The sequence below is a fragment of the Xenorhabdus entomophaga genome (assembly GCF_037996725.1).
In the GTDB taxonomy this organism is placed as follows: Bacteria; Pseudomonadota; Gammaproteobacteria; order Enterobacterales; family Enterobacteriaceae; genus Xenorhabdus; species Xenorhabdus khoisanae.
In genome coordinates this window covers 51202-71819 of the sequence record NZ_JBBMXH010000013.1, presented here as the reverse complement: position 1 = coordinate 71819, position 20618 = coordinate 51202, and the positions used below count along the sequence as shown (strand labels likewise).

Here is a 20618-nt window from a genome sequence, read left to right as displayed (position 1 = left end):
CTGCTTTCTCATACGTTGGGCATTTTTGCCAATTTTAAACAAGGTAAAAGTCAACGCGACTGGCTTCAACAAGCCAACGTCATAGGATGTTAAAGTCGAGCATCGCGTTAAAATAGTATATGGATATACAGTTTATAAGATAAAAATAATTTTAAATATTAAAATAATGTTTTATTTAAATGGAGGGAATAAACAAAAAGATTGATTTAAAAGCAAATTAACATTTTAAGATGAGTTGACTAGTAAAAAACGACGAGAGGTTATTAACAATTAAAAAATATTATCAGGGGAATATAACTCTGGAAGCCTGATGCTTTACAATACATTACATCCTTTATATGAAAAATAATCAACTATAATACTTATTTGAAAAAACATATTTTTGTATCTGTTTTGTGATTAAATTAATATTTTACAAAGAGTTAATTGCTATTCGGCTATTGCAGGTGAGGCGAAAGAGTGGTAGTGCATACTTTACGCTTCGACTGCAAGGTGTTAAATTGATCACGTTTCCGACAATAAGTTTGTAAAAATAATTTTTAAATAATCTTGTAACACCACGCGTTATCGGAAACAGGGGACTACTTTAGGCACTGGAACTGATATCAGGCGAAACTCTTGTATCTCTATATTGAAACACTGAAACAGCGACTGGATGCAATTAACCAACTTAGACTAGAGCGCGCAACTAGCTCAATGAGTGACGCTTTTAAGCAAGTTTATAGTTTAATTCCAGTATTATTACATTATCATCATCCAATGATGCCAGGTTATATCAAAAGCAGCGTTCCTCATGGCGTTTGCTTTTTTACGCCTGATGAATCACAGCAGTTTTGGATTAATGATCTGGAAAACCAGCTTGCTGGTGCTTTGTCGCATACCTCCAATGGTGAATTGCCGATTACGGGAATTTACTCAATGGGCAGTACTTCCTCTATAGGCCAAAGTTGTTCCTCGGACGTGGATGTCTGGGTTTGTCATCAATCCTGGCTGGATAGTGATGAGAAAGCGTTACTGGAGCAAAAATGTACCTTGATAGAACAGTGGGCAGTGACACTGGGAATTGAGGTTACCTTCTTTCTGATTGATGAAAACCGTTTTCGGCATCATGCCAGCGGCAGTCTGGGCGGTGAGGATTGCGGCTCTACCCAACATATTCTTCTGCTTGATGAATTTTATCGCACTGCGGTTTGTATGGCCGGTAAGCGCTTGCTATGGGCGATGGTTCCTGTGGAAGAGGAAGCACATTACGACGAATATGTGCTTTCCCTCTATGCACAAGGCGTTCTAACGCCAAATGAATGGCTGGATTTGGGCGGTTTGGGTGAACTGTCTGCGGAAGAATATTTTGGAGCGAGTCTTTGGCAGCTTTATAAAAGTGTGGATTCTCCTTATAAGGCGGTATTGAAAAGCCTGTTGCTGGAAGCTTATTCATGGGAATACCCCAATGGAAAACTACTGGCTATGGAAATGAAACAGTACTTCCATGATGGTGCAATTGTTTCCTTTGGCCTTGATGCTTATAGCATGATGTTGGAACGTGTAACCCGCTATCTGATTGCCACAAATGACCTCACGCGCCTGGATTTGGCGCGTCGTTGTTTCTACCTGAAGGTATGTGAAAAGTCACTGGAAGGCCTTGATGATAAAGGCTGTACAGGATGGCGTCGTCAGGTCATAACCCAGTTGGTGCATGAATGGGATTGGGATGACAACAAACTTGCCATGCTGGATAATCGCAACTCGTGGAAGATTGAGCAGGTGCGTGAGGCACATAATGAATTGCTCGATACCATGATGCAGAGTTATCGCAACCTGATTCGTTTTGCCCGCCGTAACAATTTAAGTGTGAGTGCCAGCCCGCAGGATATCGGGGTATTGACCCGTAAATTGTATGCGGCTTTTGAAGCATTACCGGGTAAAGTGACGCTGGTGAATCCTCAGATATCGCCAGATTTGTCAGAACAGGATCTGACTTTCATTTATGTTCCGCCGGGGCGTGTCAATCGCAGTGGTTGGTATCTTTACAACTGTGCTCCCACGATAGAATCGATCATTGGGCATCAACCGCTGGAATATAACCGCTATTTGAATAAGTTAGTTTCCTGGACATATTTTAATGGATTACTGACCAAAGAAACCCGGATTCATGTTCATCACGGGAAATCACAGTGCGACAGAAATAAGTTGTGTGATTTGGTCAATGATATTGCCACACATTTTCCGATCCGCCTGCCGGCGCCTACGCCAAAAGCGTTGTACAGCCCTTGTGAAATTCGCCATTTAGCGATCATTGTCAACTTGGAGGAAGATCCGACAGTGGCATTTTCCAACCAGTTTGTTCATTTTGATCTGAGGAAACTGAATGTTTTCAGCTTTGGTGAGTTGCAGCAATGTTTGGTGGGCAGTATTGATTTACTTTACCGCAACTCATGGAATGAAGTGAGAACCCTGCATTTCAGTGGTGAACAATCAGTACTGGAAGCATTAAAGACCATATTAGGTAAAATGCATCAGGATGCCGCACCACCCTCTGACGTTGAGGTCTTCTGCTATAGCAAACATCTGGGCGGGCTTATCTGTACCCGTATCCAGCAACTGGTTTCAGAATGTATAGAATTGCGTCTTTCCAGTAATCGTCAGGATCCTAACCGCTTTAAGGCGTTACGTATTTCAGGCCAAACTTGGGGTCTTTTCTTTGAACGGTTAAACGTTTCGGTTCAAAAACTGGAAAATGCGGTGGAATTCTATGGTGCAATTTCCAATACCAAACTGCATGGTCTGCCAGTCAAAATTGATACCAAGGAAAAACATTTACCGCCTGTGATCGATGGGTTTGCCTGTGAAGGCATTATCCAGTTTTTTTTCGAAGATATTGAGAAGAAGCAAGGATTTAATATCTATATCCTCGACGAATCAAATCGGGTAGAAATCTATTCGCATTGTGAAGGAAGTAAAGAAGAGTTGGTACGTGATATCAGTCGTTTTTATTCGTCATCGCACGATCGCTTTACTTATGGTTCCAGTTTTATCAATTTCAACCTGCCGCAGTTCTATCAAATCGTTAAGAAAGGCGAACGTACTCATGTGGCACCTTTTGTGGATGGGACGTTCCCGCTGGATAATATAGAAACCAACGATACAAGACCCTATGATAGCCGCCTTGAGGAATCCTGTGGTGCCCATGAGACCTATCGCTCTTTGTATCACTGTTGATATATCCCGATAGATTTCAAGTAGTCGCCAGTAAAACCGGAACATTAAGCGCCTGTTTTTTTAGGCGCTTGTAAAAGGCGGTTACGAAAATTGAAATGCTTCACCGCTCTGCTCTGTAATGGCTTGTGCCAGCATGGAGATAAAATCGTTACCACTGCGATCACAAATCCATTGATTATCACGATAATCAAAATGATACCCTCCATTTTTGGTTGCCAGCCAAATTTGATGGAAAGGTTCCTGACGGTTAATGATGATTTTGCTGTCGTTTTCAAAACTTAACGTCATCACACCGCCATTTGTTTCACAGTCAATGTCTGCATCCCCATCGTAATTATCCAGTTGTTCTTCAAGATGAAGCATCAATTGATCGGCTAATTGATGAAATTCGCTATCGTTCATGTTTATTTCCTATTTGCTTTTCAGGGCCTAGCTGCGATTATAGAGAGTATTGGCGCATGAATCACAGGCATTAATATGATGAAAAAACAACTCCGTTGGTCATTGACTATCATAACACTACTCTCTCTGGCTGGTTGCGGTTTGAAAGGCCCTCTTTATTTTCCGCCTGCGGAGGCATCTGCAACACAGGCTCCTGTGAAGAAAGTGGATAAAGTACAGCCAGAAAGCACGTCAGACAGTACACCAGCGGATGCTCAAAGACAGTGAGTCGGTAATGTGATTTTTCCTGGAGTCGTATATGCAGTTCTCCAAAATGCACGGTCTCGGCAATGATTTTATGGTCGTTGATGCAGTGACCCAAAATGTTTATTTTTCTCCAGAATTAATTTGCCGTCTGTCTGATCGGAATACCGGGATAGGTTTTGATCAGCTTCTGATTGTTGAAGCTCCTTATGATCCTGACTTAGACTTCCACTATCGTATTTTTAATTCAGATGGCAGCGAGGTTTCTCAGTGTGGTAATGGGGCGCGCTGCTTTGCCCGTTTTGTTCGTTTGAAGGGACTGACGAATAAACGTGATATTAAAGTCAGTACGCGAGCAGGTCGGATGGTATTGAGCATCACAAATGATGATCAGGTCTGTGTCAATATGGGAGAACCTGACTTTGAGCCGCAACGCGTTCCCTTTCGGGCCAATAAAGCGGAGAAAACCTATATTATCCGGGCGATCGAACGCACGGTACTGTGTGGTGTAGTGTCGATGGGGAATCCTCACTGTGTCATACAGGTTGAAGATGTAGACACGGCTGACGTGGAAGTGCTGGGGGCTGTGTTGGAAAATCACGAGCGCTTTCCTGAGCGGGTGAATGTCGGTTTTATGCAGATTATGAATCGGGGCCGTATTCGGCTGCGGGTCTTTGAGCGGGGAGCGGGCGAAACACAGGCGTGTGGCAGCGGCGCATGTGCAGCCGTGGCGGTAGGTATCCAGCAAGATCTTCTGGATAAGCAGGTTCAGGTTGATCTTCCGGGCGGCTCTTTGCAGATTCGTTGGGATGGGCCGGGCAAACCTCTCTTTATGACCGGGCCTGCAACCCACGTTTATGACGGCACGATTCATTTGTGATTGATTCAGTGTTTATTGAGTCATTCTTGGAATATGGGGCATTGGGAAATGGGTGAAAAAGACGAACCATTGCGTATTGAAGACAGGCTGAATGATCAAGCGGTAGTGGATTATTTGCTGAATAATCCGGATTTTTTTATCCGCAATGCCAATCTGGTCGATAATATAAGAGTCCCCCATCCGGTGCGGGAGTGCGTTTCTTTGATGGAGTGGCATATGAACCGCCAGAGGAAGCGCATCCGTTATCTGGAAGATGATTTGATCCATTTGATGGAGCAGGCAAAACAAAATGAAGTGCTATTTGGCAGCCTGCTGCAATTACTGTCAGATCTCTCTGGTGCCAAAAGTTTGCAGGATTTTCTTTCCCGTCTGAGCTCATGGACAAAAACACTTGGATTAAGTAACAGCTATATTCGGTTGTTCAGTGATAAATGGCATCTTGGGGCACCACTGAACTCACCGGAGCTGGCGATATCCCGCCATTCTTTTGAACCTGTCCGCATAAAGCGATTTGGTGATACAAATCATTACCTTGGCATTTTACATGGCCCGGAAATTTTATTACTGATGCCACAAGCGCGTCATGTTGGTTCTGTGGCGATTTCCCTTTTAGGGTCACAAGGGGATTTGGGTATGGTGATTTTCAATAGCCATGATAAACGGCATTATCATGAAGATATGGGAACTGACCTTCTCGGCCATTTGGCGAAACTGCTGCCGGGGCTATTATCCCGCTGGATTGAACGCGCATGAACCAGCCTATCGATCTGCTGTTGGAGCCTGTAGAAGCCTTTTTACACTATTTGAGGGTTGAACGGCGCTTAAGCCCGATCACGATAACTAACTATCGACGCCATTTGGCCGTTCTGGCGGAAATGTCACTGGAGATAGGAGTCCGTGAGTGGCAGGCGCTTGATCCGGCAAAAGTCAGAATGTTTGCTTCTCGCAGTCGCCGGGCAGGATTGCAGTCAGCCAGCCTCGCCCTGCGTCTTTCTTCCTTACGCAGTTTTCTTGACTGGATGGTGACACAGGGAAAGCTGGACGCTAATCCTGCTAAAAGTGTCAGTGCGCCCCGTAAAAAACGGCACTTACCGAAAAACATGGATGTGGATGAAGTTAATCAACTACTCAATATCAATTTGAATGATCCTCTGTCAGTGCGTGACAGAACCATGCTGGAAGTGATGTATGGCGCAGGCCTGCGTCTGTCTGAGTTGGTTGGCCTTGATTGTCGCCATTTGGATCTGGAAGGTGGCGAAGTCTGGGTACACGGCAAAGGCAGCAAAGAGCGTAAAGTGCCGTTTGGCCGTATGGCGCTGGAATGGCTTCAGCGTTGGCTGGAAATGCGGGAGCTGTTTGAGCCAGAAGATAATGCGCTGTTTATTTCCACCAAGAGTGGAAAACGGATCTCTGCCCGTAACGTACAAAAACGATTTGAACAATGGGGTATCCGGCAAGGTGTAAACAGCCATATCAACCCCCATAAATTGCGTCACTCTTTTGCTACGCATATTTTGGAATCCAGTGGTGATCTGCGCGCTGTACAGGAATTGCTGGGTCATGCCAACCTGTCAACGACTCAGATCTATACGCATCTGGATTTCCAGCATTTGACCAAAGTCTATGATGTCGCCCACCCCAGAGCTAAACGAGGGAAATCATAATGCGTTTTTATCGGCCTCTCGCACCGTTTGCTGCGATGACATTCGATCTGGACGATACTCTTTACGATAACTATCCTGTGATCGATAAAACCGAAAAAGAAGTGTTGTGTTTTATCAGGCAGTACGATGCCAAATTTCGCTACTTTGAGCGTGAAGATCTGTATTTATATCGTCAGGCTGTCCTTGAGCAAGAGCCTGAAATCTATCATGACGTTACATCATGGCGTCGGCAATCCGCTGAGCTGATGTTTAACCATCTCGGTTTTAACCATGAGGAAGCAATACGTGGCACGGATGAGATTATGTCTTGCTTTAGGTACTGGCGTAACAAAATCACCGTTCCGGAATCGACCCATAAAACTTTGTCCGCGTTGGCGGAAAAAATCCCGCTGGTTGCGATCACCAATGGGAATGCTGAACCTGAGGCATGTGGGCTTGCCCCTTATTTCGAATTTGTGCTGAAAGCCGGACTGGACGGGCGTTCCAAGCCTTATCCGGATATGTACCGGCTGGCGGCTGAGCGGTTGAATCTGCCGATAAATCAGATCCTGCATGTGGGGGATAACTTAAATACAGATGTCGAAGGGGCGCTGTACAGTGGAATGCAGGCGTGTTGGATTAACATTGAGAATAAAGATCTGATGCAGGAACCCGAAGGGCGCTTGGTTCCACATGTTGAGATTTCTGATTTGGCTTCTTTGATAGCACTGATATAATTTCAGATTGTAATCTGTATAAAAAAACAGTGATACTGAGTCATTGCAAATAACTGATGGTAATTATGGACGTTTCTTATCTGCTCGAAAGCCTGAATGATAAACAACGCGAAGCGGTCGCGGCATCTCGTACTAATATGCTGGTGCTGGCAGGGGCTGGTAGCGGTAAAACGCGCGTATTGGTTCACCGGATCGCCTGGTTACTGTCAGTTGAAAATGCTTCACCGTTTTCCATTATGGCGGTCACATTTACCAATAAAGCCGCTGCTGAGATGCGCCATAGAATTGAAAACCTGATTGGCACCAGTCAGGGGGGAATGTGGATCGGTACATTCCATGGCCTTGCCCACCGCTTGCTGCGAGCCCATCATCTTGATGCCAACCTGCCACAGGATTTTCAGATCCTTGATAGCGAAGATCAGCATCGCTTAATCAAGCGTATCACCAAGGCAATGAATCTGGATGACAAACAATGGCCGGCTCGTCAGGGCATGTGGTACATCAATGGTAAAAAAGATGAAGGCTTGCGTCCGCAACATATCGAAAGCTACGGCAATCCGGTGGAAGCAACCTGGCTGAAAATCTACCAAGCCTATCAGGAAGCGTGTGATCGCGCCGGATTGGTCGATTTTGCTGAGTTGTTGTTGCGTGCTCATGAATTGTGGCTGAATAAGCCGCAGATTCTGCAACATTACCGGGAACGTTTTACTAATATTCTGGTAGACGAATTTCAGGATACCAACAGTATTCAATACGCTTGGATTCACTTACTGGCCGGCAATAGCGGCAAGGTAATGATTGTCGGGGACGACGACCAGTCCATTTACGGCTGGCGTGGTGCGCAGGTGGAAAATATCCAGCGTTTCCTCAAAGACTTTCCGGGCGCGGAAACTATTCGTATGGAACAGAATTACCGCTCGACCAGCAATATTCTCAAGGCCGCCAATGCGTTGATCGCGCATAACAGCGATCGTTTGGGCAAAAACTTGTGGACAGAAGGGAGCGAAGGCGAGCCTATTTCATTGTATTGTGCCTTCAATGAACTGGATGAATCTCGTTATGTTGTTGGTCGGATCAAGCATTGGTTGGATAATGGCGGGGCATTGAAAGAGTGTGCGATTCTGTATCGCAGTAACGCCCAATCTCGAGTGCTGGAAGAAGCCTTGTTACAAGCTTCCATGCCCTACCGCATTTATGGTGGCCAGCGCTTCTTCGAACGTCAGGAAATCAAAGATGCCTTATCTTACTTGCGCTTGGTGGCAAACCGTCATGATGACTCGGCTTTTGAACGTGTGGTGAACACACCGACACGCGGCATTGGTGACAGAACGCTTGATGTTGTGCGTCAAGTGGCGCGCGATCAGCAAAAAACTTTATGGGAAAGCAGCCTGTCACTCATTCAGGAAAAAGTGCTGGCAGGGCGGGCTGCATCAGCATTGCAGCGTTTCATCGAATTAATTGAAGCGCTGGAAACAGAAACACAGGAAATGCCGCTGCATGTCCAAACTGATCGTATTATCCGCGATTCTGGTTTGTGGGCGATGTATCAGCAAGAAAAAGGCGAAAAAGCGCAGGCACGTATTGAAAACCTTGAAGAATTGGTGACGGCAACCCGTCAATTCAGTTATCAGGATGAAGACGAAGATCTACTGCCATTGCAAGCCTTCCTTTCTCATGCGGCACTTGAATCTGGGGAAAGTCAGGCAGACGCTTATCAGGATGCTGTGCAATTGATGACCTTGCACTCGGCTAAGGGGCTGGAATTTCCGCAAGTCTTTATTGTGGGCATGGAAGAGGGCATGTTCCCGAGCCAGATGTCCATTGAAGAAGGCGGACGATTGGAAGAAGAGCGTCGTTTGGCCTATGTGGGTGTTACAAGGGCGATGCAAAAACTGACGTTGACCTATGCTGAAAGTCGCCGCTTATATGGTAAAGAAGTGTATCATCGTCCATCTCGTTTTATTGGTGAATTGCCGACAGAATGTGTAACAGAAGTTCGTTTGCGAGCTACGGTATCCTGTCCGGTCAGTCACAAACGGCTGGGTACGCCTATCAGTGCCAGCGATAGTGGTTATGCACTGGGTCAACGCGTACGCCATCCCAAATTTGGTGAAGGGACAATTATTAATATAGAAGGCAGTGGGGAACATTGCCGCTTGCAAATCGCGTTTCAGGGTGAAGGCATTAAGTGGCTGGTAGCTGCTTATGCCAGACTCGAAACGGGCCAATAATCCGGTCGAATGTTGACAGGCTTTTTCTTCTATACCCTATGGATTTCAAGTTGCGTCGCGGCGACAAGAGAGTGAATCCCCGAAAACATAGATAACTATATGACCGGGGTGAGCGAACGTAGTCAACAAAGAGGCAGTTTGAAATACGACGGGTATAAGCGTAACATTCGCGCCTTACGATAAACGTAGGGAGAATAAGGAGACTTATGGTACATGCTGAACGCATTTAAATTAGAGAACAATCGCCTGCTCCGTCTTGAACTTGAAGAAGGTGATCAGTTATCTGATTCCATGTGGGTAGATTTAGTGGGATTAGGTGATGATGATCGTCTCCGCGTCCAGAATGAGCTGGGACAAGTCTTGGCGACCCGCACAGAACTGGATGACATTGAAGCGTCGGCCCGTTTTTTTGAAGATGAAGATGGCATGCACGTCCACTCATTCTTCTATTTCGAAGACGCCGAAGACCATGCCGGCAACTCGACAGTCGCATTTACTATCCGTGACGGTCGTCTCTACACATTGCGAGAGCGTGAACTCCCTGCATTTCGATTGTACCGAATGCGTGCCCGTAACCAGACAATGGTTGACGGGAATGCCTATGAACTGCTGATGGACTTGTTCGAAACCAAAATCGAACAATTGGCGGATGTCATTGAAAATATCTACAGCGTGCTGGAATCCCTGAGCCGGGTCATTATGGAAGGCAAACAGGGGGATGAATTTGATTCGGCTCTGTCTAACCTTGCAGAGCAGGAAGACATTGGCTGGAAAGTTCGCCTGTGTCTGATGGATAGCCAGCGCGCCCTGAACTTCCTTGTGCGCCGTGCCCGTTTGCCTGCTAATCAATTGGAGCAGGCTCGTGAAATTCTGCGGGATATTGAATCCCTGTTGCCGCACAACGAATCACTGTTTCAGAAAGTTAACTTCTTGATGCAGGCCGCGATGGGCTTTATCAACATTGAACAGAGCCGGATTATTAAAATTTTCTCCGTTGTTTCTGTGGTATTCCTGCCGCCAACGCTGGTGGCTTCCAGCTATGGAATGAACTTCAAATTTATGCCGGAGCTGAATTGGGCATTCGGCTATCCTGCGGCCATTGGGCTGATGATTGCCGCTGGGCTGGCACCTTATCTTTACTTTAAGCGAAAAAACTGGCTGTAGTCATTCCCCTTGTTACCTATCTTTATCTTCTAATTAGCTGTTTTATTGGCTGATTTTACTGGCCCCAGTTACATAGTCAGCTATGTTTCTGGGGACTGTCTCTCGCTATACTGCGATTCGAAATCTATTAGGATGGTATCTGTATTATATTCTTCGTACCTTTATCAAAAAAAGTGCAAAAACACCAACCTCAGAAATTGAACTGGCATTAAAACGGCTGAAGGAGTTACTTGATGAAAGTTAAAGGTATTCCATACTCTGACGTTAAAGCGACACTGCTTCAAGATCCTGATGTTTTATCAGCGTATTTGGCTGAGAAGAAAAAAGAAGAAAGAACTGACCCTATTTACCAAGACAGTTTTGGGTCAGTTCAGTAATAATATCGATTTACTTACGCAAACGACGTTGCGTATAAAGCGCATCCAGCGTAAACAGAATCAGGGCAGCCCAGATAAAGCCAAAAGTGATCAAACGATCCGGCCCAATTTCCTCACCATAAACCAGCGTTGCCAGCAAGAACATCATGGTTGGGCCAAGATACTGGAAGAAACCCAGCGTGGACAAACGCAGATGTGCAGCCGCTGCGGTGAAGAACAACAGTGGCACAGTCGTAATAATACCGGCAGCAATCAGCATCAGGTTCAAGGAGTATGTATTCTCTAACATATTGCTGGTCGGGCTATTGGTGAAGAACAACAGGTAACTCAGCGCGACAGGGAATACCCAAACCGTCTCAACCAACATACCCGTCTGTGCATCCACCCCTAGTTTCTTGCGGATCAGCCCATAGACGGCAAATGTTGTTGCTAAGTACAAGCCAATCACGGGTACAGAGCCAAATTGCACTATCTGGATGAATACGCCTGTAAAGGCCAAAGCCACGGCAATCCACTGCATCCGGCGAAAACGTTCACCAAGGAACAACATACCAAATAACACACTCACCAGAGGGCTAATGAAATACCCCAGACTTGCTTCAAGAAGATGGTTATTGTTGACCGCCCAGATATAAGTCAGCCAGTTACTGGTAATCGTGAAGGCGGTAAAACCCAATAGCAGCAAGGTCTTTGGTTTACGGACAATCGCCCAGACATGACGCCAGTGACGAGTGACTGTCAGCATCAGCACCATAAAAAATACAGACCATATAACACGGTGCGATACGATTTCATCGGGGGGAACGTATTGTATGCTCTTGAAGTAAATGGGAGCCAGCCCCCAAATAAAATAGGCTCCTAAGGCATACAAGATACCTTTGGCAGTCTGTTGGTTGCTCATAATATCCTTGAATGTTTAGAGAATTAAGAAGAGATGTAAGGGTATTAGCCCATAACCTATACAATGTGGCATCGGGATGAATGATTTACAAGGTATTAATGGCCTAATGAACTAATAAAATTCAATCGTCTATTTTATCAGCGTATAATGCTAAATTGATCGGAATCTTGCAGTGAAATAATCTTTTTTGGTGCCTTGAACTTCTCTTTTTTTCTAAAATAACTACGTGTGATAACATTGAATAATATCTTGTAAATGAATGATGGTCAGCATGAAATCAGCTTATTTCCCTGATGGATAGTTATGCAGGGAGCCAAAGAGAGCAGATCAGGGATCAATATTGGCGAGGTGATAAATATATTTATCTAAAACCCAATAACGTCCTGAATGGTATTTTCAGCTTATCTGGACAATCCAGTCCTCTTACTTTTACCGCCATATCATGATCTCTTAGCTTATTACACCACTGTGCAATATCTTTAGGTGTCCGACATTGGCTCATGGAATAGCCAGAGCCTAATAAATCTTCTACTCCACCTGCTTTTAATATTTTGGCAACCATGGTTGAGCAATTTTTATTAATGGGGTTATAACTATGGCTCATTTGGAAATTGCCATACATTTTTCCATTATAGATTTTACTCTTTTCGTGTTGCATTTTTACAGCATCTAATCCAACCAGATAATATTCCAAATGCGGCAAGACGACAAAATCCTCCCGAAGATTATTAAAGACACCTGCACATGATAAAATTCCTCGCGGTATATTTGGATCAGCAAGAAAACTGACATAATTATCATCTGTCGGACGCCGTGGATTGTTTGAGGAGGTTGAAGGCCAATCTCTTTCTGTTACGGAATAGGGAGTAGGGGAAACGGCACCTCTTCTCTCGTTTGGTGATGTTGGCTGCCTTTCATTATTTTCAGGTATTGGGTTTGCAAACATGGGGTTTGCAGGTGTTGTGCTGTAGGGAAAATCATCCAGCCAAGGACATTTAGGTACTCCACCGATATAAATAGAGGCATGTCCCGCGAAAAATTTGTGACAGGGATACCAGATATAGACAACGGCAGAGACGGGGGTTCCTGCGAGGATTTCTTGTTCTGCTTTGGTTATTGGGTTCATAGCTTATTCTCTGGTTGGTTTATTGATTGGCGTTTCAATAAATAACTTTGTAAAGCAGCTTGTTGCGATTTTTTGGTATTGCCTGAATGGATAGTTGTTAAGATAGGTGTTGTATTACGGTTGATGCAGCGCAGCTTGTTATAAGTAGAGGTATCATATACCTAGAGTGGCAATCTGTTAATAGATGCTTTGGGTTGTGTCGTGATCGGGAAATAGCTACTACGGATGGGTGTTGTGGTACGGTCGAGTACGTCCGAAAAATCGATGGCGGGGTTGAAAATGAGCCTGTCTGACCGTCGTGAATATTCATAAAAAAGGAATATGCTTTGCTGGCACATTCCTTTATTTATTTTGGATCAGCCAACTAAATAAGTCCCTGTTGCACTGGCAATATGTACTTTTTGTTCATTATGCAGCTCTATTCTGGCGACTGAAACTTTATTGCCTGCGCGGATAATATTGCTACTGGCGGTAAACACTTCACCACGTCCGGGGCGCAGGTAATCCACGCGTAAATCAATCGTGCCGACAGTCGGCAGACGCTTTTGCATCTCTGCAATTGTGAGCGTATCTAATGTAGTTAGGGCACTGCCTGCACAAACCAGCCCTCCGGCAACATCCAGTATGGAAGCGATGGCTCCACCATGCAGAATTTTCTGAACCATATTTCCGACTAATTTTTCTTGATTGCAAAATTGTAATTCTGCGTAATCTTGCTCAAAGCGGAGCAGCTCAAGTCCCAGAAGTCGGTTGAATGGCATGTGATAAACAAACAATTCGCCGATAAATTTACGGGCTTCTTCTGGTGTTAATGTTTCTTCTGATGTTAATGATCTGTCTGCTCGCTGTATATTTTCCATAGGTGGGTTTCCTGATAATAAGAAGTCAATCCACTGATATTTTAATGGTTCTTTTAGTTAAAAACTTGTTAAGTTTATGCTTTTATTATCGATCTTACCAGTCTGTGAAGCGCTTCGAAAAACGATTCATTAAAAAAAAACGGACTACAAAAAATAACCATGTCGCGTGTAGAATAAGCAAGAGTTTTTAGGTTGAAATTATTACAATAGGAAAACCAGAAATGCGTTTGTTATGGAAAATACTGGTTATTACCTGCTTATTATCACCATTGGCTCACGCAGCAGAAAAGCAGGTTGATGAAGTGAGAGGGAGTGTGCTTTCGACGATGTTAGGTAAGCAAGAATCTCCTTTAATACTCTCCCCTTATGATACGAATTACATTGTTTATACTTATGGCGGCAGGATTAATAAGCCGGGAATTAATAGCTACGATTGGGCGGAGCACGCCCGCAAAGATGAAGTCAATTTTCAAATAAGTTTTGGTTTCCCACTGTGGCGGGACATCGTAGGTGAGGACTCGTTGCTTGGTGCTTCCTACACCCAGCGTTCATGGTGGCAGCTCAGTAATAAGAAAGAATCATCACCATTCCGTGAAACGAATTATGAGCCACAACTTTTTCTGGCATGGTTGACTGATTATGAATTTGCTGGCTGGCATCTGCGGGAAGTTGAGATGGGATTTAACCATCAATCAAATGGACGTCCGGAAGCCACTTCTCGTAGCTGGAACCGCCTCTATGCCCGTTTTATGGTGCAAAACGGTAATTGGCAGGTGGATTTAAAACCGTGGTATCGTCTGCCAGAACGCTCCCGCCATGATGATAACCCAGACATGAGCCGCTACATGGGATATTACCGCCTGAAGATAGGGTATATCTGGGGAGACAGTGTATTTACCGCTAAAGGGCGTTATAACTGGAATAGCGGTTATGGTGGCGGAGAGTTGGGTTGGAGTTATCCAATATCGAAGCATGTTCGTTTTTATACCCAGCTCTTCTGCGGTTATGGCGAATCAATGATTGATTATAATTTCAAGCAGACCCGTTTTGGTATCGGTGTCATGTTGAATGATATGCTGTAATTACTATGACTCATTGCTGCGACAGTGAAATAGCGTAATCTGCAGGCGCTTAGATCGCGTCTGTATTTTTTACAGCCTGTTTTTAGGCTTTTTTTAGTTACGATTGAGGAAAAGCGTGTCTACCGCAGAACTCATCAGCACGGCATCGCTGGCTGAACAAGCATTACGAAAAACATTCGGATACCAGCAATTTCGCCCGGGACAGCAACAGGTTATTGACGCCGTTCTTGATGGGCGTGACTGTCTGGTGATTATGCCAACGGGAGGCGGTAAATCGTTGTGTTACCAAATTCCAGCATTGGTAAAAAATGGGCTGACGCTGGTCGTGTCGCCATTAATTTCGTTGATGAAAGATCAAGTTGACCAATTGCGGGCAAATGGCGTAGAAGCGGAATGTCTGAATTCAACGCAAAGCCGTGAACAGCAGTTTGATATTATTCAACGCTGCCGTCAGGGGGTCATTAAACTACTTTATATTGCCCCTGAGCGGCTGGTGACAGATAACTTCCTCGATCAGCTCCACGACTGGCAGCCGGTCTTATTGGCTGTTGACGAAGCACACTGTATTTCCCAGTGGGGACATGACTTTCGCCCGGAATATCGGGCGCTGGGTCAGCTTCGCCATCGGTTCCCTGCTCTTCCTGTGATTGCACTGACGGCAACGGCGGATAAAACCACCCGTCAGGATATTGTGCGTTTATTGGAATTACACGAACCGATTATTCATATCAGTAGTTTTGACCGTCCCAATATCCGCTATACGTTGGTAGAAAAATATAAACCGCTCGATCAACTCTGGTCATTTGTACGTGGTCAGCAGGGAAAAAGCGGGATTATTTACTGCAATAGCCGTACTAAAGTGGAAGAAACGGCAGAGCGTTTGCAAAAGCGTGGATTAAGCGTTGCACCTTATCATGCAGGGTTGGAAAACAATCAACGTGCATGGGTGCAGGATGCGTTCCAGCGGGATGATTTGCAGATAGTTGTGGCAACCGTTGCATTTGGTATGGGGATTAACAAACCCAACGTGCGCTTTGTCGTGCATTTTGATATTCCCCGTAATATCGAGTCGTATTATCAGGAAACGGGTCGTGCGGGGCGAGATGGTTTACCTGCTGAAGCTGTGTTGTTTTACGATCCTGCGGATATGGCGTGGTTGCGCCGTTGTTTGGAAGAAAAGCCAGCTGGTGAACAACAAGATATTGAACGACATAAGCTCAATGCCATGGGGGCATTTGCGGAAGCTCAGACTTGCCGACGCCTGGTTCTGCTGAACTACTTTGGTGAAAGCCGTCAGACAGCCTGTGGCAACTGTGATATTTGCCTTGATCCACCCAAGCGTTATGACGGGCTGGTGGAAGCGCAGAAAGCGTTATCTTGCATCTATCGAGTTGGACAACGTTTTGGGATTGGCTATATTGTAGAAGTGTTACGCGGTGCGAATAATCAACGCATTAGAGATTTTGGGCATGACAAACTGCCTGTGTATGGCATCGGTAAAGAGCAAAGTCAGGAACATTGGATGAGCGTTTTGCGTCAGCTTATTCACTTGGGGCTGATTAGCCAAAACATCGCCAATTATTCTGCATTGCAATTGACAGAGGCTTCACGGCCTGTATTACGGAGCGAAGTGCCTTTACAACTTGCCGTACCGCGTATCCAAAACCTGAAAAGCCGTAATCAGCAAAACAAATCATACAGTGGCAATTATGATCGTAAATTATTTGCGAAATTGCGCAAACTGCGTAAATCCATTGCTGATGAAAATAACATTCCGCCTTTTGTCGTCTTCAACGATGTCACGTTAATTGAGATGGCAGAACAGTGCCCGATTACACCTGATGAGCTTTTGCTAATCAATGGGGTTGGGCAGAGAAAACTGGAGCGTTTTGGCGATGCGTTTATGACGCTTATCCGCGAGCATTTTGAGGGATTTGAATAACCGAAGGATACTTAACAGAGGAAGATAAATGGCACCTGAGATATTGAAAGCAAGCTGGTTAAACCGCGAACCTCAGTTCTCTGCCTTTACGAATGGACTATTACTGGATTTTTGGCGAACAAGAGAAGAACGGCAATTTATGGGAGTTGATGATATTCCCATCCATTATGTCTCCTTTTGTTCCCCCCATCATGACAAAACACTCGTGATTCTGCCCGGTCGTAGTGAAAGTTACGTGAAATACCCTGAAGTGGCCTATGATTTTTACCATCTAGGCTACGATATTTTTATCATTGATCATCGTGGGCAAGGGCGCTCAGGACGAATGTTGGATGATGAACAAAAAGGTCATGTTGAAGCGTTTGAACATTATGTAGATGACCTTGCGAAATTCATCGAGCTGGAAGTGACGTCCCGTCCGTCTCATCATTGTTATGCGTTGGCGCATTCAATGGGAGGGGCTATCTTGAGCCGTTTCCTGCAACGTCACCAAGAACCTGTTTTTCGTGCGGTGGCGTTATGTGCGCCAATGTTTGGTATCAACTTACCCATGCCCCGCTGGTTGGCGAATTTTCTGGTTAATCAGGCAGAACCCAATGCCAGGATCCGTAATGCTTACGCATTATCGACGGGGCAATGGAGACCATTGCCTTATTTCATCAATCTATTAACGCACAGTTATGCACGTTATCAGCGTTATTTACGCTATTATGTTGATTATCCTGAATTACGCCTTGGCGGGCCGACTTACCATTGGATGCGTGAAAGTATGCTAATGGGAGATAGTCTGGTTGAAAATGCGGGTGAAATTCAGACTCCACTCATCGTGTTACAGGCGAGTGAAGATAAAGTAGTTAGTAATCGGGAGCTACTGGCTTTTTGCGAATCACGTCAAAAAGCGGGAACAGGAAAAGAAGAACAAAAGCCTCTGGTTATCCAAGGAGCTCATCACGAAATCCTGTTCGAAAAAGATGTATTGCGGGCGCAAGCCCTTAATGCAATTTGTGATTTTTTTGACCAGAACTGATTTAGTTTAGGAACTATAACTATGTATCAAGTTGTTGCTTCAGATTTAGATGGCACGTTGTTGTCTCCCGCCCATAAATTAACGCCATATACCAAGGAAACGTTGAACCTGCTGACAAATCAAGGGATTCATTTTATTTTTGCGACAGGGCGTCATCATATAGATGTGGGACAGATTCGTGATGGATTGGGCATTGATGCTTATATGATCACTTCCAATGGCGCAAGAGTTCACAATACGCAAGATGAATTGGTATTCAGCCACAACTTAGATCCTGAAATTGCCCATGATTTATGCCTATTGGAATTCGATAATCCCAATGTGCTGACTAACTACTTCAATAATGATGATTGGTTAATGAATCGTGATGCTCCTGAACAGGAGGAATTTTTTCAGGAGTCAGTTTTCCATTACCAGCTTTTTCAGCCCGATAATTTTCCTCTGGATGGTGTGTGCAAGGTTTACTACACCAGTGACGATCATGATTATCTGGTGGATTTGGAAGAGAGGATCAAGGCGCGTTGGGGAGAAAAAGTCAATGTTAGTTTTTCACTGAGAAATTGTTTGGAAGTGATGGCAGGTGGTGTTTCCAAAGGTCATGCGTTGGAGCAGGTTTGTCAATCCATCGGGTATCAGTTGAGTGACTGCATTGCTTTTGGTGATGGTATGAATGACCGTGAAATGTTGAGTGTGGCAGGAAAGGGCTGCATTATGCAGGGGGCACACCAGCGTTTGAAAGACATTCTACCGGAGATGGAAGTTATAGGTTCCAATTCTGATGACGCAGTTTCTTGTTATTTGCGGAAAATGTATCAGGTTTGATGCTAATAATCTGAATTATTGAGAGAAAACAGCCTCCTATTGGAGGTTGTTTTTTGCTTTTAATATTAAGCATGATAATTAATAGCATTATTTATTTTTAACTTTTTCCTGAGTGTGATTTTTATTTTCAATTCTAAATAAATAGAAAGTAATTATTTATAAAATGAAATTATTTTTATTGTTCTAATTTTAATTGGTTTTGTTGTGGCGTGATGATTTTTTGTTAATGTATTGTTTTTTAAATGGATTTATCTTTTCAATTTGGATGTGATATCGACGGTTTTAATGGATTAATTCTGTGATTATATTGTCTTGAAACAAATTTTAGTGTCTTCCTTTTAAAATTTATTAATTACAAAACTTAATTTTTCCCTAATGTTTGTGACTGGCATTAGATTATTGATTTCTTCTATTTGAATATTCTACGCGAGTAGATAAGTTTATGTATAAAAATTATTCATGAATAACAATAATATTTTTAGATATACCACGTTGGAATTAAAATTTTACTGCTCCAACATTCAGGGAATATATTGCAATGCCGTATGAAAATACGGCATTAGCGCCCATTCAGATACAGCATGCTTCTGAAGCGTGTCTGGCAACAAAAGAAGGGCGCAATGGGTTTCGGCGTGCCGTGTTTTCCTGTTGGTTGGGAACAACAATGGAATATGCTGATTTTGCTCTATATGGATTAGCGGCGGGTATTATTTTTGGGGATATTTTTTTCCCTGATATGACACCCACCGTCGCCCTCTTTGCCAGTTTTGCAACCTATTCAGTTGGATTTATCGCTCGCCCTATTGGTGCTCTTTTGTTTGGATGGTTAGGTGATCGCAAAGGGCGAAAGATCGTCATGATAATGACGATTATCTTGATGGGGATCTCAACCACGTTAATTGGATTTATTCCAAGTTATGCTCATATCGGAGCTTGGGCTCCTGCCTGTTTGGTAATATTGCGATTCATACAGGGATTAGGGGCAGGTGCAGCACTATCTGGCGGCACGGTTATACTTGGGGAATTTGCACCACCAGCAAAACGGGGGCTGGTTTCTTCTGTCATTGCCTTGGGTTCAAATAGTGGAACTCTGTTGGCATCGCTGGTTTGGTTGCTGGTATTGACAATGGATAAAGAAGATTTACTCGATTGGGGATGGCGTATTCCATTTCTGTCCAGTGCCTTAATTGCGATAGTTGCACTTTATATTCGCCGATATATGAATGAGACACCTGTTTTTGAACGCTACAAGACAGAGCTGGCAGAGCAACGTTTGCAATCATTGGCTGCAAGTGAGAAGCAACGAGTCGCTTATGAAAATCGAAGTTTCTGGCAACGTACTAAGGCTTTTTGGATCATGGTTGGCTTGCGAATTGGTGAAAATGGCCCGTCGTATCTGGCTCAGGGGTTCATTATCGGCTATACCGCGAATGCACTGATGCTGGACAAATTTATTCCTACAATTGCAGTATCCATCGCATCCATGTTGGGTTTTTTGATCATACCATTGTCAGGTTATCTGTCCGATCGCTTTGGACGCCGTATTACCTATCGTTGGTTTTGCCTGTTGCTCATGTTGTACGCATTTCCTGCTTTTATCTTGCTGGAAAGCCGCGAACCTATGATTGTCATCCCAACGATTGTTGTAGGCATGGGGCTGGCTTCTTTGGGGATTTTTGGTGCTCAGGCTGCATGGGGGGTAGAACTTTTTGGCGTGGCGAATCGTTATACTAAGATGGCTTTTGCGAAAGAGTTGGGAGCCATGTTATCCGGAGGCTCTGCACCATTAATTGCGTCAGCATTATTATCTTTTACAGGGCATTGGTGGCCTATTGCCTGCTATTTTGCGTTGATGGCAGGTATTGGGTTTATTACGACATTCTTTGCACCAGAAACACGTGGTCGGGATCTCAATTTACTTGAGGACGCGATTTAGAATCGATCTTAACCTGCGGGCGACATATA

General features: G+C 44.4%; 18 protein-coding genes and 2 pseudogenes. 16 read left to right on the top strand and 4 right to left on the bottom strand.

Features of this window, described 5'->3' with window-relative positions; translation table 11 throughout:
• A pseudogene (locus AAC854_RS24205) lies at positions 1 to 93 on the top strand (IS982 family transposase); the annotation flags it as partial.
• Between the two features lie 525 nt (positions 94 to 618).
• Positions 619 to 3216, top strand: a complete 2598-nt coding sequence (locus AAC854_RS04590; protein ID WP_340616072.1) for a class I adenylate cyclase — start codon at positions 619 to 621, stop codon at positions 3214 to 3216.
• Between the two features lie 81 nt (positions 3217 to 3297).
• Here the strand turns inward: AAC854_RS04590 and cyaY are convergent, their stop codons facing one another.
• Complete coding sequence (gene cyaY / locus AAC854_RS04585) at positions 3298 to 3618, bottom strand: iron donor protein CyaY (protein ID WP_099112730.1); 321 nt, start codon at positions 3616 to 3618, stop codon at positions 3298 to 3300.
• 75 nt (positions 3619 to 3693) lie between these two features.
• On the opposite strand from cyaY, the gene lptM reads away from it, so the two are divergent.
• From lptM to AAC854_RS04540, 9 genes and pseudogenes are all read left to right on the top strand, one after another.
• Positions 3694 to 3885 carry an LPS translocon maturation chaperone LptM gene (gene lptM / locus AAC854_RS04580; protein WP_422824046.1) on the top strand — a complete coding sequence of 64 codons (192 nt, stop codon included), beginning with the start codon at positions 3694 to 3696 and terminating at the stop codon, positions 3883 to 3885.
• Positions 3886 to 3916: 31 nt separating this feature from the next.
• A complete protein-coding gene (gene dapF / locus AAC854_RS04575; RefSeq protein WP_340616071.1) occupies positions 3917 to 4741 on the top strand; it encodes a diaminopimelate epimerase in 825 nt (274 codons plus the stop codon).
• Positions 4742 to 4789: 48 nt separating this feature from the next.
• Entirely contained in the window at positions 4790 to 5494 is a 705-nt protein-coding gene (locus AAC854_RS04570; RefSeq protein ID WP_340616070.1) for a DUF484 domain-containing protein, read from the top strand.
• Positions 5491 to 6405, top strand: coding sequence for a tyrosine recombinase XerC (gene xerC / locus AAC854_RS04565; RefSeq protein ID WP_340616069.1), 915 nt, complete (start codon positions 5491 to 5493; stop codon positions 6403 to 6405). Before AAC854_RS04570 ends, xerC begins: the two co-directional genes overlap by 4 nt.
• Positions 6405 to 7121, top strand: coding sequence for a 5-amino-6-(5-phospho-D-ribitylamino)uracil phosphatase YigB (gene yigB / locus AAC854_RS04560; protein ID WP_340616068.1), 717 nt, complete (start codon positions 6405 to 6407; stop codon positions 7119 to 7121). The genes xerC and yigB overlap by 1 nt, the downstream gene beginning before the upstream one ends.
• Positions 7122 to 7186: 65 nt before the next feature.
• A complete protein-coding gene (uvrD, locus tag AAC854_RS04555) occupies positions 7187 to 9352 on the top strand; it encodes a DNA helicase II (protein WP_479715122.1) in 2166 nt (721 codons plus the stop codon).
• Between the two features lie 213 nt (positions 9353 to 9565).
• Positions 9566 to 10516, top strand: coding sequence for a magnesium/cobalt transporter CorA (corA, locus tag AAC854_RS04550; RefSeq protein ID WP_340616066.1), 951 nt, complete (start codon positions 9566 to 9568; stop codon positions 10514 to 10516).
• Between the two features lie 145 nt (positions 10517 to 10661).
• Positions 10662 to 10760 (top strand): annotated as a pseudogene (locus AAC854_RS04545) (type II toxin-antitoxin system RelE/ParE family toxin); the annotation flags it as partial.
• On the top strand, positions 10750 to 10893 hold the full coding sequence (locus AAC854_RS04540) for a hypothetical protein (RefSeq protein ID WP_340616065.1): 144 nt from the start codon (positions 10750 to 10752) through the stop codon (positions 10891 to 10893). The pseudogene AAC854_RS04545 and the gene AAC854_RS04540, both read left to right, overlap by 11 nt.
• Positions 10894 to 10903: 10 nt before the next feature.
• On the opposite strand, the gene rarD is transcribed toward AAC854_RS04540, so the two are convergent.
• The 3 genes from rarD to AAC854_RS04525 form a co-directional block, all read right to left on the bottom strand.
• Positions 10904 to 11794 (bottom strand): EamA family transporter RarD, encoded by an 891-nt coding sequence (gene rarD / locus AAC854_RS04535; protein WP_340616064.1) that lies wholly within the window; start codon positions 11792 to 11794, stop codon positions 10904 to 10906.
• A gap of 361 nt (positions 11795 to 12155) precedes the next feature.
• The gene (locus AAC854_RS04530; protein ID WP_340616063.1) at positions 12156 to 12920 is read right to left on the bottom strand and encodes a hypothetical protein; all 765 of its coding nucleotides are present in this window, start codon (positions 12918 to 12920) and stop codon (positions 12156 to 12158) included.
• 356 nt (positions 12921 to 13276) lie between these two features.
• On the bottom strand, positions 13277 to 13780 hold the full coding sequence (locus tag AAC854_RS04525; protein ID WP_340616062.1) for a thioesterase family protein: 504 nt from the start codon (positions 13778 to 13780) through the stop codon (positions 13277 to 13279).
• Positions 13781 to 14001: 221 nt separating this feature from the next.
• Here AAC854_RS04525 and pldA point away from each other — a divergent pair, with 221 nt between their 5' ends.
• From pldA to AAC854_RS04500, 5 genes are all read left to right on the top strand, one after another.
• Entirely contained in the window at positions 14002 to 14862 is an 861-nt protein-coding gene (gene pldA, locus AAC854_RS04520; protein WP_340616061.1) for a phospholipase A, read from the top strand.
• Between the two features lie 115 nt (positions 14863 to 14977).
• Entirely contained in the window at positions 14978 to 16804 is a 1827-nt protein-coding gene (gene recQ, locus AAC854_RS04515) for an ATP-dependent DNA helicase RecQ (protein WP_340616060.1), read from the top strand.
• Between the two features lie 28 nt (positions 16805 to 16832).
• Complete coding sequence (gene pldB, locus AAC854_RS04510; protein WP_340616059.1) at positions 16833 to 17831, top strand: lysophospholipase L2; 999 nt, start codon at positions 16833 to 16835, stop codon at positions 17829 to 17831.
• A 21-nt stretch (positions 17832 to 17852) separates the two neighbouring features.
• A complete protein-coding gene (gene yigL, locus AAC854_RS04505; protein WP_340616058.1) occupies positions 17853 to 18653 on the top strand; it encodes a sugar/pyridoxal phosphate phosphatase YigL in 801 nt (266 codons plus the stop codon).
• Positions 18654 to 19191: 538 nt separating this feature from the next.
• The gene (locus AAC854_RS04500) at positions 19192 to 20589 is read left to right on the top strand and encodes an MFS transporter (RefSeq protein ID WP_340616057.1); all 1398 of its coding nucleotides are present in this window, start codon (positions 19192 to 19194) and stop codon (positions 20587 to 20589) included.
• Positions 20590 to 20618 lie beyond the last annotated feature (29 nt).

What these genes read in the sequence shown, in the direction of transcription:
- cyaY (WP_099112730.1), bottom strand. Translation starts at nt 3,618, where the DNA reads ATGAACGATAGCGAATTTCATCAATTAGCCGATCAATTGATGCTTCAT.
- lptM (WP_422824046.1), top strand. Translation starts at nt 3,694, where the DNA reads ATGATGAAAAAACAACTCCGTTGGTCATTGACTATCATAACACTACTC.
- dapF (WP_340616071.1), top strand. Translation starts at nt 3,917, where the DNA reads ATGCAGTTCTCCAAAATGCACGGTCTCGGCAATGATTTTATGGTCGTT.
- AAC854_RS04570 (WP_340616070.1), top strand. Translation starts at nt 4,790, where the DNA reads ATGGGTGAAAAAGACGAACCATTGCGTATTGAAGACAGGCTGAATGAT.
- xerC (WP_340616069.1), top strand. Translation starts at nt 5,491, where the DNA reads ATGAACCAGCCTATCGATCTGCTGTTGGAGCCTGTAGAAGCCTTTTTA.
- yigB (WP_340616068.1), top strand. Translation starts at nt 6,405, where the DNA reads ATGCGTTTTTATCGGCCTCTCGCACCGTTTGCTGCGATGACATTCGAT.
- uvrD (WP_479715122.1), top strand. Translation starts at nt 7,187, where the DNA reads ATGGACGTTTCTTATCTGCTCGAAAGCCTGAATGATAAACAACGCGAA.
- corA (WP_340616066.1), top strand. Translation starts at nt 9,566, where the DNA reads ATGCTGAACGCATTTAAATTAGAGAACAATCGCCTGCTCCGTCTTGAA.
- AAC854_RS04540 (WP_340616065.1), top strand. Translation starts at nt 10,750, where the DNA reads ATGAAAGTTAAAGGTATTCCATACTCTGACGTTAAAGCGACACTGCTT.
- rarD (WP_340616064.1), bottom strand. Translation starts at nt 11,794, where the DNA reads ATGAGCAACCAACAGACTGCCAAAGGTATCTTGTATGCCTTAGGAGCC.
- AAC854_RS04530 (WP_340616063.1), bottom strand. Translation starts at nt 12,920, where the DNA reads ATGAACCCAATAACCAAAGCAGAACAAGAAATCCTCGCAGGAACCCCC.
- AAC854_RS04525 (WP_340616062.1), bottom strand. Translation starts at nt 13,780, where the DNA reads ATGGAAAATATACAGCGAGCAGACAGATCATTAACATCAGAAGAAACA.
- pldA (WP_340616061.1), top strand. Translation starts at nt 14,002, where the DNA reads ATGCGTTTGTTATGGAAAATACTGGTTATTACCTGCTTATTATCACCA.
- pldB (WP_340616059.1), top strand. Translation starts at nt 16,833, where the DNA reads ATGGCACCTGAGATATTGAAAGCAAGCTGGTTAAACCGCGAACCTCAG.
- yigL (WP_340616058.1), top strand. Translation starts at nt 17,853, where the DNA reads ATGTATCAAGTTGTTGCTTCAGATTTAGATGGCACGTTGTTGTCTCCC.
- AAC854_RS04500 (WP_340616057.1), top strand. Translation starts at nt 19,192, where the DNA reads ATGCCGTATGAAAATACGGCATTAGCGCCCATTCAGATACAGCATGCT.